The organism is Rhodoferax sp. P2_H8_2, assembly GCF_056403235.1.
Genome location: NZ_JBFUFW010000004.1, coordinates 120,596 through 133,894, shown reverse-complemented (window position 1 = coordinate 133,894; position 13,299 = coordinate 120,596). Strand labels below are relative to the sequence as shown.

Genomic DNA, 13,299 nt, shown 5'->3' with positions numbered 1-13,299 from the left:
GCTCCTTTTGCAACGGGGTTCACAGCGGAATGTTCCCGTGCTTGCGCCACGGGTTTTCGAGCTTCTTATCTTTGAGCATCACCAAGCTACGGCAGATGCGCTTGCGGGTTTCGTGCGGCAGGATCACGTCGTCGATAAAGCCGCGTGCGCCCGCCACAAACGGGTTGGCAAAGCGGGCCTTGTATTCGGCTTCCTTCGCGGCCAGCTTGGCGGGGTCGCCCTTGTCTTCGCGGAAGATGATTTCCACTGCGCCTTTGGCACCCATCACGGCGATCTCGGCGTTGGGCCAGGCGAAGTTGACGTCGCCGCGCAGGTGCTTGGAACTCATCACGTCATACGCGCCGCCATAGGCCTTGCGCGTGATCACGGTGATCTTGGGCACGGTGCACTCGGCGTACGCATAGAGCAGCTTCGCGCCGTGCTTGATGATGCCGCCGTACTCTTGGCTGGTACCGGGCATGAAGCCGGGCACGTCCACAAACGTGATCACCGGGATGTTGAACGCATCGCAGAAGCGCACAAAGCGCGCGGCCTTGATGGAGCTCTTGATGTCCAGGCAACCGGCCAAGACGAGCGGCTGGTTGGCGACGATGCCCACGGTCTGGCCGTCCATGCGCGCAAAGCCAATGATGATGTTCTTCGCGTACTCGGGCTGAATCTCGAAGAAGTCGCCATCGTCCACCGTCTTGACGATCAGCTCTTTCATGTCGTAGGGCTTGTTCGGGTTGTCCGGCACCAGCGTGTCCAGGCTCGCGTCCATGCGGTCCAGCGGATCACCGCTCTTGCGCACGGGCGCCTTCTCGCGGTTGCTTAAAGGGAGGTAGTTGTACAGGCGGCGCAGCATCAACAGCGCTTCCACGTCGTTCTCAAACGCCAGATCGGCCACGCCGCTCTTGGTCGTGTGCGTGATCGCGCCGCCCAATTCTTCGGCGGTCACTTCTTCGTGCGTCACGGTCTTCACCACTTCGGGGCCGGTAACGAACATGTAGGAAGAGTCTTTCACCATGAAGATGAAATCGGTCATCGCAGGCGAGTACACCGCGCCGCCTGCGCTCGGGCCCATGATCATGCTGATCTGCGGAATCACGCCGCTGGCCATCACGTTGCGCTGGAACACATCGGCATAGCCGCCCAAGGAGGCCACGCCTTCCTGGATGCGCGCACCGCCCGAATCGTTCAGGCCGATCACCGGCGCGCCCACCTTCATCGCCTGGTCCATCACCTTGCAAATCTTCTCGGCGTGCGCCTCGGAGAGCGCCCCGCCAAACACCGTGAAGTCCTGGCTGTAGACGAACACCAGGCGGCCGTTGATCATTCCGTAGCCGGTGACCACGCCGTCGCCAGGGATCTTGGTGTCCTGCATACCGAAGTCCACGCAGCGGTGTTCGACAAACATGTCCCACTCTTCAAACGTGCCTTCGTCGAGCAAAATCTCCAGCCGCTCGCGCGCTGTCAGCTTGCCCTTTTTGTGCTGCGCGGCGATGCGCTTCTCGCCGCCGCCCTGGCGCGCGAGTTCGCGCTTGGCTTCCAGTTGTTCAAGAATGTCTTGCATGGTGTTCCTTCTTCTTCCGGGAATTGCTATTGTTTTGGTAGCTGCTTACGCACGTCCTGCAAGCGCTGCGAGCAGATTTCGTGCTGCAGTGCTGGCGGCCATCTGGCCGGACTGCACTGCTTTGGTCAATTGCGGCAGTTGCTCGCGCACTGCCGGGTTGTTCTTGAACGATTGCTTGAGCCCAGCGTCAATGCGCTCCCACATCCACGCCAGCGACTGATTTTGGCGGCGGCTGGCCAAATTGCCATTCGCGGTTTGCAAAGCTTGAAATTCGGACACGGCGGCCCAGAACTTGTCCACGCCCTGGCCCATCAACGCGCTGAGTGAAATGACTTTCGGGTGCCACAACTCCGTTCGGGCTGAGCTTGTCGAAGCCTGCGACCCTTCGACAGGCTCAGGGTGAACGGAGGCGTGGCCGTGCATGCCCAGCAGCCGCAAGCTCGACGTGATCAGCGCCTGCGCGCGCGTCGCAGCGTCGGCGTCAATGTCGGCCTTGTTGATGACGACCAAGTCGGCCAGCTCCATCACGCCCTTCTTGATCGCCTGCAAATCGTCGCCCGCATTGGGCAACTGCATCAGCACAAACATGTCGGTCATGCCCTGCACTGCCGTTTCGCTCTGGCCAACGCCCACGGTTTCGACGATCACGATGTCGTAGCCCGCCGCTTCGCAAACCAGCATGGCCTCGCGCGTCTTCTCGGCCACGCCGCCCAGCGTGCCGCTGCTCGGGCTTGGGCGGATATAGGCCTTCTCGTGCATCGAGAGTTTTTCCATCCGCGTCTTGTCGCCCAGGATGGAGCCGCCCGACACCGTGCTCGACGGGTCAATCGTCAGCACCGCCACGCGGTGGCCCTTGTCAATCAGGTACAGGCCCAGCACTTCAATAAACGTGCTCTTGCCCACGCCCGGCACACCGCTGATGCCCAGGCGCAATGACTTGCCGCTGTGCGGCAGCAAAGCGGTCAGCAATTCGTCGGCCTGCGCGCGGTGGTCGGTGCGGGTGGATTCCAGCAGCGTGATGGCCTTGGCAATCGCGCGGCGCTGTTCCGTGCCGCTGCCATTAACGATGTCGTTGGCCTTGATCACGCGGTCGCCCCTTGTTTGGCTGACCATACGTAAAGCACATCAAACTCCAACTCGCCCACCGCCACAAAGCCGTGACGCAGGTAGAAGCGGTTGGCGTCGCTTTGCTTCAGCGCCTCCAGCTTCACATCGCGCCCTTGCGCGCGGGCCTCGGCCTTCACTTGCTCAATCACCCAGCCGCCAATGCCATCGCCTTGCGCTTCGGGCGTCAGGTACAGGTGTTGCAGCTTCAGCGCATCGCCTTCGGGCTTGAGCGTCAGCAAGCCAACGCGCTTGCCGTTGTCCACGATGTGCCGCATATATTCGGGCGCAAACTGACCGCGTAAGCGAGTGCGTGAACGCTCCTGGTCGAAGATGCCGAGGCGCTCCAGGCTCTCGCGCAGCGCGGCTTCGCGCAAGGCGGCCAGGGCGTCAAAGTCCGCCTCGACCACAGGCTCAAACGCCAAACGGGATAGCAAAGCCATCAGGCGGCCAGCGCTTTCTCAATCTGGCTCAGCACATCCCGTGCACTCACCGGGATCGGTGTGCCCGGGCCGTAGATGCCTTTGACGCCTGCGGCGTACAAAAAGTCGTAGTCTTGCCGCGGGATCACGCCGCCTACGAAGACGATGATGTCGTCCGCGCCCTGCTTTTTCAGCTCGGCAATGATGGCGGGCACCAGTGTCTTGTGGCCTGCGGCGAGGGTCGATACGCCAACAGCGTGCACGTCGTTTTCAATCGCCTGGCGGGCGCATTCTTCGGGGGTCTGGAACAGCGGGCCCATGTCCACGTCAAAGCCCAAGTCGGCAAACGCGGTGGCTACCACCTTGGCGCCGCGGTCGTGGCCGTCCTGGCCCAACTTGCTGATCATCACGCGCGGGCGGCGGCCCTGCTTCTCGGCGAAGGCGGCAATGTCGGCCTTCAGGGCGTTCCAGTAGTCCATCGTGTCTCCGTTTGCCGAATCGTACGCCGCAGCGTACACGCCCGAGACCTTGTTGGTATCGGCGCGGTGGCGGCCAAAGGCTTTCTCCAAAGCGTCGCTCACTTCGCCCACCGTGGCGCGCAGGCGCACGGCCTGAATCGTCAGGTCCAGCAGGTTACCCTTGCCGCTCTCTGCTGCAAAAGTGATAGCTGCCAGCGCACTGTCTACGCGGGCTGCATCACGATTTGCCTTGATATTTTGCAGCCGCGCAATCTGCCCGTCGCGCACCGCCACGTTGTCAATATCGCGCGCTTCGATCGCGTCTTCGGTCTTGAGCTTGTACTTGTTGACGCCCACGATCACGTCCTGCCCGCTGTCGATGCGCGCCTGCTTTTCGGCGGCGGCGGCCTCGATCTTCAGCTTGGCCCAGCCGCTGTCCACGGCCTTGGTCATGCCGCCCATGGCTTCGACTTCTTCGATGATGGTCCACGCCGCGTCGGCCATGTCCTGCGTCAGCTTCTCCATCATGTAGCTGCCCGCCCAGGGGTCGATCACGTTCGTGATGTGGGTCTCTTCCTGGATGATGAGCTGCGTGTTGCGGGCGATGCGCGCGCTGAACTCGGTCGGCAGCGCGATGGCTTCGTCAAAGCTGTTGGTGTGCAGGCTCTGCGTGCCGCCAAACACTGCGGCCATCGCCTCGATGGTGGTGCGCACCACGTTGTTGTAAGGGTCTTGCTCGGTCAGGCTCCAGCCGCTGGTCTGACAATGCGTGCGCAGCATCAGGCTCTTGGGCGCCTTCGCGTCAAAGCCCTTCATGATGCGGCACCACAGCAGCCGTGCCGCGCGCATCTTGGCAACCTCTAAATAGAAGTTCATGCCAATCGCCCAGAAGAACGACAGGCGCCCGGCAAACTCGTCCACGTCCAGCCCGGTGGCAATCGCCGTCTTCACATATTCCTTACCGTCGGCCAGCGTGAAGGCCAGCTCCAGCGCCTGGTTGGCGCCCGCCTCCTGCATGTGGTAACCCGAGATGCTGATCGAGTTGAACTTGGGCATGTTCTTGGCCGTGTAGCCAATAATGTCGCCGATGATGCGCATGCTGGGCGCGGGCGGGTAGATGTAGGTGTTGCGCACCATGAACTCTTTCAGAATGTCGTTCTGAATCGTCCCGCTCAACTGGTCTTGCGCCACGCCCTGCTCTTCGGCCGCCACCACATAGCCCGCCAACACCGGCAACACCGCGCCGTTCATCGTCATCGACACCGATACCTTGTCCAGCGGAATCTGGTCGAACAGGATCTTCATGTCCTCGACCGAATCAATCGCCACACCGGCCTTGCCCACGTCGCCCGTTACGCGCGGGTGGTCACTGTCATAGCCGCGGTGCGTAGCCAAGTCGAACGCCACCGACACGCCCTGCCCGCCCGCGGCCAGCGCCTTGCGGTAGAACGCGTTGGACTCTTCGGCGGTAGAGAAACCTGCGTATTGGCGGATCGTCCAGGGGCGCACGGCGTACATCGTGGCCTGCGGGCCGCGCAGGTAGGGCTCGAAGCCGGGCAGCGTGTCGGCGTGCTTCAGGTCGGCCGTGTCGGCCGCCGTGTAGAGGGGTTTGACCGCGATGCCGTCGGGCGTGATCCAGTTCAGCGCGTCCACATTGCCGCCGGGCGCGGACTTGGCGGCCGCTTTGGCCCAGGCGTCCAGCGTGGCGGTCTTGAATTCGGGAGTTTTATCGGTCATGTGCGGTATCCGCCGGGGCCAGCCCGGGCGGTTTTGTAAGGTGCGTGGAGTTTACATTATTCATAATTATGAATTCAGAATCTGTGTTTTAGCTTACACTTCGCGCCAATATGGACGCCACATCCGCTCCCCTAGCCAGCAAATCGCTAGCCCCAAGGCCACTTTACGAAGAAGTGGCCGAGCTGCTGCGCCAGCGCATTTTCAAGCGCGAGCTGGAACCTGGCAACTGGATTGACGAATTAAAAATCGCCGAGGAATACGGCATCAGCCGCACCCCCCTGCGCGAGGCGCTGAAAGTCTTGGCTGCCGAAGGCCTGGTCACTATGAAGGTGCGCCGTGGCGCCTATGTGACCGAGGTGTCCAAGACCGACCTGAGCGACGTGTACCACCTGCTCAGCCTGCTGGAGAGCGACGCGGCGGGCGTGGTTGCCACCAAAGCCACCGACGCCGAACTGGCGGAGTTGAAGGCCATACACAAAGAACTTGAAGTGGCAGCCAAGCCCGGCAAAGCCAACACCGACGAGTTCTTCGCGACAAATGAGCGCTTTCACATGCGCCTGCTCGCCATCGCCAACAACCGCTGGCGCGACCAGATGGTGGCCGACCTGCGCAAGGTCATGAAACTCAACCGCCACAACTCCCTGCTCAAGACCGGCCGCATCGCCGAGTCACTGGCTGAGCATCAAGCCATCATGCTGGCTCTGACTTCGCGTGATGCGGTGTTGACGCAACAACGTATGCGGGAGCATTTTGCTAATGGATTGGAAGCGGCGGAGTAGTTTTCTCGTAGTCGTGCATCGGCAACCCGCGCGGAATGTGGCCCCACTACCCCGAAATTGGGGGATAGCAACATAAACGCGACGGGTTACACCGTTGCAACTAGCTTGCCTCAGAGACAGTCTGCCCCAGCTCTCTTTCAACTCCACGCAATAAGTTTGAGCCCAACATATATGCATAGACGCTTGCGGGGTGGAAAATAAATCGCACGCCTTTATAGATGACAGAGGGATCAGCGATCGTTCGACTTGTAATCAACATAGGTTGAGAGACTTGAGGGTTGCGCGCAGCGAATTCAACACAGTTATCCAATTCGCCTCGCGATTGATATGGGCGGTCACTCCACTTAACTTCCACGGCCCAAAGTGGCTTTTGGTCTGCGCCTTGAAGATGAACAATGTCAATTTCTCCGCTGTTCCAGCGTGCGTAATAGAGCTGCACAGCTTGGCTGTGTTGCCATTGGCTGTAGATCGCCGTTTCTGTCAACGCACCCATTGCATCAGAGTCCGCGTCTATCTGACCAAATAGTGCAGCGCGCATAGATGGGTTTGTTAAGTAAACCTTAAAGCACATTGCACGCTTAAAACGCTTCGCGTTCTGATCTATTCGTTCGACACGCTTGATCAAAAACGCCGCTTCAAGGTACTCCAAATAGCGGCGAATTGTATTTTTCGCAACACCTGAGGACTGCGATAGCCCCTCGAGATTCACTTCATTTCCGGTGTTGTATGCGAGGGTAGTGAACAACCTGTTCAGCTCTTGAATGTCATTGATCCCATAGAGGCTTGGGAGGTCTCTAAGCAGCACCTTGTCAATGATGTCGCTCTTGATGTATTGATTTGGATTCTTTCGAATTGCCTCGGAAAACACCGCCTCTGGATAGCCCCCAAAGTTCAGATAATTTACAAACTCTTCATTGAGAGCCACAACGTCTTTCGCCGAATAGTCGAATGTTCGAAATTCCCCCTTGATGATCGGCGTTGCTTCTATCAACTCTTCTTCTCGACCGATGAATTGCAAGTACTCCGCGAAAGTTAAGGGTGGGAGAACGTAATCACTGAATCGACCGGCGCCCGACTCGTTACTTTTTAGGCGTAAAGCGGCGGCAGCTGAACCAGTCGCCACAAATCTGTATTCTGGATAAGAGTCAACAAGTGACTTTAGGTGTATTTCCCAGTCCTTTAAATACTGAACTTCATCGAAGAAGATGAAGAGCCTCGTCTCACGTTTATGCGAGAACTTTTCTTGGAAAAGCCCGAGAATTTGTTCGAGAGAGAGGCCAGTAAAGATTGGCGTTTCTAGCGAAATGTAGAGCAGGCTTGTTGGCTCAACATTCATGTCGAGAAGCGCTCGAATACTGTGGTAAATCATGACGGTCTTTCCGACTCGTCGTGGTCCCATGAGCACTACCGCACGTCGAACGCTCGTGTCAGTAATCGTGCGCTGAAATGGGTCAAAGTACTTCCTCCTGGGCTTATCTTGAAACGAGATAAAGCTTGCTCTACCCTCCGCCCACCACGGATTGTCGAATTCGAGCCGAGCAACAATATCTTTCTTAGCGATTTGAAGCATATTTTAATTAAGATCAAAGAGTTGATCTTAATATAGCTCCAGTAGGGCCACTTTTCAAGATTAGTTTATTGATCTTGTTTCAACTTGTTTGCGACGCTGCTGTTGGCCGTAAAGTTCACCAAGCTGAGCATGCGAGCGCCCGTAAGCCATTGATTTATATTGAATTTTCTCAACTTTTCCGGCTACAGCCCAATCCCCGCTGATTCAATTCCTGCTAGTCGCATCAAACGAGTAGCTAGAACATCAAGTTTCTGGGGCTTTTACAGCGTAGTTCCATAAACAGCTTCCCGATCATTTCGTCACCCACCAAAGCATTCCCCGCATTCGTCCTAGAGACTCCTCCCATCACCAGCCAGAGGAGCCTTCATGACCATCACCTGTTTCATCCGCTACGAAATCGACCCGTTCAAGAAAGACCAGTTCACGGCTTATGCTGAAAACTGGGCTCGCATCATCCCCCGCCTGGGCGGGCATTTGCTGGGCTACTTTGTGCCGCACGAGGGCAGCAACTACGAGGCGTGGGGGCTGATCTCTTTCTACAGCCTGGCGGCGTATGAGGCCTACCGCCAGCGCTTGCGTGAAGACGCGGAGGCTGCTGCCAACTTTGCGTTTGCGCAGCAGGAGCGTTTCATCCTGAAGGAAGAGCGCAGCTTCCCCCAGCCGGTGCCCGCCAGCTACCTGCAGGCACCCACCGGCTATATTGAAGCCGCATGAAATCCGCTCCATCGGCTGCGCCGTCAGCTACACCTTACGAGCCCAAGCTGGCCAGCGTTGCCGCGGTGATTGCCGACGCCACGCGTGCGCGCATGCTCAGCTACCTGCTGGCGGGCGACTACGCCAGCGCGGGCGAGCTGGCGCGGGCCGCGTCTGTCACACCCGCCACGGCCAGTGGGCATTTGGGCAAGCTGATGGCGGCAGAGCTGCTGGTGTGCGAGCAACGCGGGCGGCACCGCTACTACCGGCTTGCCGACGACGAGGTGGCCCACGCGCTGGAGGCGGTGGCGCTGATCGCCGAGCGCCGCACCCACACCGCCGCCTGGGCCAACCCCACGCGCCAGCGGCTGCGCTTTGCCCGCTGCTGCTACGGGCACCTGGCGGGGCAACTGGGCGTGGAGCTGTTTTCGCAGCTGTTGTCCAAAGAGTGGCTCGCGCCCATCAGCGATGGCTACCTGCTCACCGCCCAGGGCAAGGCCTCTCTGAGTACGCTGGGCTTTGCGGTGGACGGCATGGACCAGGCCAAGCCGTCCGCCCCCACCCGCGTGGCCTACCGCTGCCTCGATTGGTCCGAGCGCCGTGACCACATGGCGGGCAAGCTGCCCAAGGCGCTGCTGGCGCATTGCCTGCAACAAGGCTGGCTGCGCCGCCATGACGGCGAACGCGCGCTGGAGGTCACGCCGCTTGGGCGCAAGCACTTGGCAGGCCTGTTGCCTTCGGTCAATGCGCTTTGATGCTCAAAGGCGTTTTGAATGATTTTTAGGAGTCAAATTGGCCTGCGAGGCGCATAGAACGTGCGTAAGCAGCTTCTCTTTTAATAGCAACCGCCAAGCAATGCGTCAGTAGTTCTGGAAATGAAAATGGACAGGTCAAGACCTGTCCATTTTGTTGAGAGTTTGCAGGCCTGACCTGCAAGCCTGTTTTGCCGATTACTTGCTACCAGCTGCTTTCACATCGGCCTTGGCTTCTGCCTTGACTGCGTTGGTTTCAACTTTGGCAACAGCCTTGTCGGCAGCGGCGTTGGCCTTCACGGTGTCCACCTTGGCGTCGGCCTTGATGGCAGTCTTGTCAGACTTTGCATCAGCGTTGGCAATGGTCTTTTCAGCTTTGGCTGTGACCTTGGCTTTGTCTTCAGAGTCGGCCTTGGCAACCTTGGCTTTGGCCTTGGTTTTGACGTCCGCGGACTTTGTCATAGCCTTGGTTTTTTCTTCAGTGGCTTTGACTTCTGCCTTCTCAACTTTGGCGTCGGCCTTGGCGTCAACCTTGGCTTCGCTTTTCACCGCAGCGGCGACCGCCTTGTCGGCTTTGACTTCTGCCTTCGCCACAGCGGGAGTGGCTGGGGCTGGGACTTGTGCGAAAGCAGCGCCAGCAACCAAAGTAGTGATCAGAGCGGCGAGTAACTTATTCATAAAAGTCCTTTGAGTAAACATGGTGTCATCAAACAAATGTTTGGTGATCCGCTCTACAACGCAACGCGCGACTATCTCGTTGACACACAACTTGCTCAGCACGAACAGCTAAGCGCGCGCTAGCGAACAGACCCCATAGCTTTCTCCGCATTCGTCCTTGAGAGTCCCCTATCACCAGCATTTTGATCACATACATTTGTGCAAATATAATGTTTCAAAATGTTTCTTGTTGTGCAAGGAGTTGGCTTGGAATGAAAGGACGCAGTCTCTCACTTGCACACCTTGGGTCTGGGGGCTCGTCATTCGAGCACCGGTGTGCGTGACTTCAACGTCACATCAACTTTGGAGACGAAAGTATGAACTTTGCCAAATCCGACGATCTCACTTTCGGGATGGAACTGGAGCTGCAGATTGTGAGCAGCCAGAGTGGGCGGCTCTCGCCTTCCAGTGCGGAGATATGGGAAGAGCTAAGGCATCTAAGCAACGCCGACAGATTCTCCCTTGAAGCGACGCTATCGACGATTGAATTGAACACTTCTGTGCACAGTGATGCCGACGAAATGCTGTTTGAGGCATTGGAACTTGCAAAGACGTTGACGGAATTGGCACGCCCCAGGAATCTGGTCATACGCGGCGGCGGCACGCAGCTGACGCAGTTCTGGAATGAGCGCGTCATCGCACCGACTCCCCGTGCCCAGGAGCTAACCGAGCGATTCGGATTCCTGCCGAAGCGATTCTCTACCTACGGCATGCACGTGCACATTGGGGCTTCGTCTACCGCCAATGCCCTGCTCCTGGGAAACGCATTGCAGGCCTTGACCCCGCTTTTCATCGCGCTGTCTGCTGCATCGCCTTTCTTGCAGATGGCCGACACCGGGTTTTGTGCCTCACGCCCGCTTGAGCCGCTGATCTATCCCCACGGAGGGCCGATGCCGCGGCTGAAGGATTGGGCACATTTTGAGAGGACCGCTGACGAGATATTCTCAACCGGCCTCGCGAATTCCCTGAAGGATGTGTACTGGGACGTGCGACCCAAGCCGGAGTTTGGGACCATCGAGGTGCGCGTTTTTGACACGCCGCTTTCGGTCCACAAGGCGGTTGCACTGGCAGCGTTTACGCGCGCATGCGCCACACTGGTTTTGAACGGGACGCTGGCCTTGCCTGAAGCGCAGCCAGATTGCACCTCCGATCGGGTAAGTCGCTTCCTGGCCTGTCGCGATGGAATGAATGCGGACTTGTTCGACCCATTCTCGCAATCGTGGTTGCCAGCGACCGAGATGTTTGAGCAGCTATGTGATGCGATTGCCTCTTCGAAGGGGTGGGGCTCTGACTTACGCCACATACAGTCATTGCGAAAACTGATCCTGCATGAGCAGGACAGCCAGGTCATGCGCGATGCCTGGCTTGACTCACAGGCGCCGTATCGACAAGCGCCTGATGTTCTTTTGGCCCACTATTCCAATACCTTGAGCGGCCTGCTTCTAACGCCTATCTCAAGAGAGACGGTGTAGAGGTGGCCGCGCGTCAAAGGTTTGCCAGCGGAGTTTCCTCGGCCTCATCGTCGACATTGAGCACTGCAATCAGTTCTGCCAGATCATCGTCCAGCCGTACCAGGGTGGCATTGTTCAAGCTTGCAAGCGCCATCGGCAGTACGCCTTCAAATGGCCCGGATACTTTCTTGAGCAAGCGACTTCCAGCAGGCAATATCTTCAGGCGGACATTGCGGCGGTCTTCAGGCGCCTTCTCCAGACTGATGAGTTCTTTGTGCAAAAGCGTTTTGACCAAATTGCTGGCGGTGGACTGGTGGATGTCCATTTGGGAAGCGATGTCGCCCATGCCAATGCCTGGGTTGGCCTTGATGACGCCAAGAGCCCAGACTTGGGCACCACCTAAACCAACTTGTTTTTCCATCTGTCGGAAATGGGTTCGTACGGCATTGAATACCACCCGAAAACGGCGCAAGACTTTCGCCGGAGTGACGACTTCCTCGGGGGAAATAGCAGATTTCATGACTTTCGCACTGGTAGCGTTCAAGCGCCAGATGATACCGGTCAACGGCTATGGCGAGTTCAGCGTCGTACCGGCTTTACCTCCCATCTGTGGCAAAGGGATGAGGCTAATTACATTTGCATAAATGTATAATTCTCGCAGCCGTTTGCAGTCGTCAACAGAACTCCCATCAAGAATGCGCCCCCACCCCCATATCCCAACTGCGTTCAAGAGAGAACTCTCCGATTGGCATATGTGGACGGGCCGGGGCGTGGTCATCGGCTTTGCGGCGCTGGCGGGCCTCACCGTAGTGGCCTTCACCTGGTTAGCTGACTTCGCATTGGTGCAGTTCTTTTCATTTCAAAGGAACTATTGGTGGGGTCCTTTGATCTGGATGCCATTCTCAACCGCAGCCATTGTCTGGGTGACACGGCGATTCGCTCCGGGCGCTTCTGGCTCAGGAATTCCCCAGGTCATGGCCGCGCTGGAGCCACAGGTTGCGGGAGGCGCGCGCAAGCTCTATGTTTCGTTGAAATTGTCCATCGCCAAAATCCTGCTTACGGCGTGGGGCCTGCTCGCTGGCCTGTCCATTGGGCGCGAAGGGCCATCAGTGCAGATTGCAGCAGGCGTGATGCACCATGCCAGACGGTGGATGCCCAAACGCTCCGGGATTTCCGACCACAGCTTGCTCATCGCCGGAGGGGCGGCGGGCATCGCTGCTGCATTCAACACTCCGCTGGGTGGCGTCATGTTTGCCATTGAAGAGCTGTCCAATCGATCTGAGCAACGGAGCAACAGCCTGGTGCTCGTCGCCATTGTGATGGCCGGCCTGATAGGCGTCTCGGCCTACGGCAATGCCAGCTACTTTGGCGTGATTCGCGTGGCGGGATTTGGCAGCGGCCTGATTTTTCCCGCGATTCTGGTGGCGCTGTGCTCTGGAATCGCAGGTGGGCTTTTTTCCAGATTGCTTATCGTGTCGCTATCCGGTAACTCTGCAGACTGGTTTACCAAGGTCCGGCGTAACTTTCCAATCATCTTTGCTGCAGCCTGTGGTTTGGCGGTTGCGATCTTGGGCATCGCAAGCAATGGGCAAACCTACGGAAGCGGCTACGCACATAACCGCGCCATGCTGGAAAACAGCAACGACACCTCGTCGCTGTATGTATTACTGAAATTTTCGGCAACCTGGATATCGACGTGGGCCGGTGTGCCAGCAGGTGTTTTTGCCCCCTCACTGGCCATTGGTGGCGCATTGGGCAATGACATAGCGCAATTGACCTCCTATGCCAACGCACCCACGCTTATCGCCTTGGGCATGGCAGGATTTCTTGCTGCGGTAACGCAAGCGCCACTCACCGCATTCATCATTGTTATGGAAATGGTGGACGGGCACGCGCTCGTTTTGAGTCTGATGGCTACCGCAATGGTGGGTAGCGGCGTGTCCAAGCTCATTAGCGCGCCTTTGTATTCGTCCTTGGCTTCGCTTCAATTGCTGCGCAGTGGTAGCCCTGCTCAGAGCCCCAAGGAATAGCCGCCTTTCATCCGATTAGACATAGTCGTCCCTT

Annotated in this window: 12 protein-coding genes; 5 read left to right on the top strand and 7 right to left on the bottom strand. The window is 58.0% G+C overall.

What is annotated here, in order from left to right; all coding sequences use genetic code 11:
• Positions 1 to 19: 19 nt before the first annotated feature.
• Genes AC1DV6_RS09085 through scpA form a run of 4 tightly spaced genes read right to left on the bottom strand, consistent with a single transcriptional unit; the run spans position 20 to position 5,273 of the window.
• Positions 20 to 1,552, bottom strand: a complete 1,533-nt coding sequence (locus tag AC1DV6_RS09085) for an acyl-CoA carboxylase subunit beta (RefSeq protein ID WP_477977130.1) — start codon at positions 1,550 to 1,552, stop codon at positions 20 to 22.
• Between the two features lie 45 nt (positions 1,553 to 1,597).
• Positions 1,598 to 2,665 (bottom strand): methylmalonyl Co-A mutase-associated GTPase MeaB, encoded by a 1,068-nt coding sequence (gene meaB, locus AC1DV6_RS09080; protein ID WP_477977129.1) that lies wholly within the window; start codon positions 2,663 to 2,665, stop codon positions 1,598 to 1,600.
• The gene (locus AC1DV6_RS09075; protein ID WP_477977128.1) at positions 2,635 to 3,099 is read right to left on the bottom strand and encodes a GNAT family N-acetyltransferase; all 465 of its coding nucleotides are present in this window, start codon (positions 3,097 to 3,099) and stop codon (positions 2,635 to 2,637) included. Before AC1DV6_RS09075 ends, meaB begins: the two co-directional genes overlap by 31 nt.
• On the bottom strand, positions 3,099 to 5,273 hold the full coding sequence (gene scpA, locus AC1DV6_RS09070) for a methylmalonyl-CoA mutase (protein WP_477977127.1): 2,175 nt from the start codon (positions 5,271 to 5,273) through the stop codon (positions 3,099 to 3,101). The genes AC1DV6_RS09075 and scpA overlap by 1 nt, the downstream gene beginning before the upstream one ends.
• A 110-nt stretch (positions 5,274 to 5,383) precedes the next feature.
• Here scpA and AC1DV6_RS09065 point away from each other — a divergent pair, with 110 nt between their 5' ends.
• Positions 5,384 to 6,052, top strand: a complete 669-nt coding sequence (locus AC1DV6_RS09065; protein WP_477977126.1) for a GntR family transcriptional regulator — start codon at positions 5,384 to 5,386, stop codon at positions 6,050 to 6,052.
• A 100-nt stretch (positions 6,053 to 6,152) separates the two neighbouring features.
• Here AC1DV6_RS09065 and AC1DV6_RS09060 read toward each other — a convergent pair whose 3' ends face one another.
• Positions 6,153 to 7,622: an ATP-binding protein gene (locus AC1DV6_RS09060; protein WP_477977125.1), complete on the bottom strand. Its 1,470-nt coding sequence runs from the start codon at positions 7,620 to 7,622 to the stop codon at positions 6,153 to 6,155.
• A gap of 366 nt (positions 7,623 to 7,988) precedes the next feature.
• On the opposite strand from AC1DV6_RS09060, the gene AC1DV6_RS09055 reads away from it, so the two are divergent.
• Positions 7,989 to 8,336, top strand: coding sequence for an NIPSNAP family protein (locus tag AC1DV6_RS09055; protein WP_477977124.1), 348 nt, complete (start codon positions 7,989 to 7,991; stop codon positions 8,334 to 8,336).
• Positions 8,333 to 9,070: an ArsR/SmtB family transcription factor gene (locus AC1DV6_RS09050; RefSeq protein ID WP_477977123.1), complete on the top strand. Its 738-nt coding sequence runs from the start codon at positions 8,333 to 8,335 to the stop codon at positions 9,068 to 9,070. Before AC1DV6_RS09055 ends, AC1DV6_RS09050 begins: the two co-directional genes overlap by 4 nt.
• A gap of 195 nt (positions 9,071 to 9,265) precedes the next feature.
• Here the strand turns inward: AC1DV6_RS09050 and AC1DV6_RS09045 are convergent, their stop codons facing one another.
• A complete protein-coding gene (locus AC1DV6_RS09045) occupies positions 9,266 to 9,745 on the bottom strand; it encodes a hypothetical protein (protein ID WP_477977122.1) in 480 nt (159 codons plus the stop codon).
• A gap of 356 nt (positions 9,746 to 10,101) precedes the next feature.
• Here AC1DV6_RS09045 and AC1DV6_RS09040 point away from each other — a divergent pair, with 356 nt between their 5' ends.
• The gene (locus tag AC1DV6_RS09040; RefSeq protein WP_477977121.1) at positions 10,102 to 11,256 is read left to right on the top strand and encodes a YbdK family carboxylate-amine ligase; all 1,155 of its coding nucleotides are present in this window, start codon (positions 10,102 to 10,104) and stop codon (positions 11,254 to 11,256) included.
• Positions 11,257 to 11,269: 13 nt separating this feature from the next.
• Here AC1DV6_RS09040 and AC1DV6_RS09035 read toward each other — a convergent pair whose 3' ends face one another.
• On the bottom strand, positions 11,270 to 11,800 hold the full coding sequence (locus AC1DV6_RS09035; protein ID WP_477977120.1) for a MarR family winged helix-turn-helix transcriptional regulator: 531 nt from the start codon (positions 11,798 to 11,800) through the stop codon (positions 11,270 to 11,272).
• Between the two features lie 187 nt (positions 11,801 to 11,987).
• On the opposite strand from AC1DV6_RS09035, the gene AC1DV6_RS09030 reads away from it, so the two are divergent.
• Complete coding sequence (locus AC1DV6_RS09030; RefSeq protein ID WP_477977119.1) at positions 11,988 to 13,265, top strand: chloride channel protein; 1,278 nt, start codon at positions 11,988 to 11,990, stop codon at positions 13,263 to 13,265.
• The last annotated feature ends 34 nt before the right edge of the window (positions 13,266 to 13,299 follow it).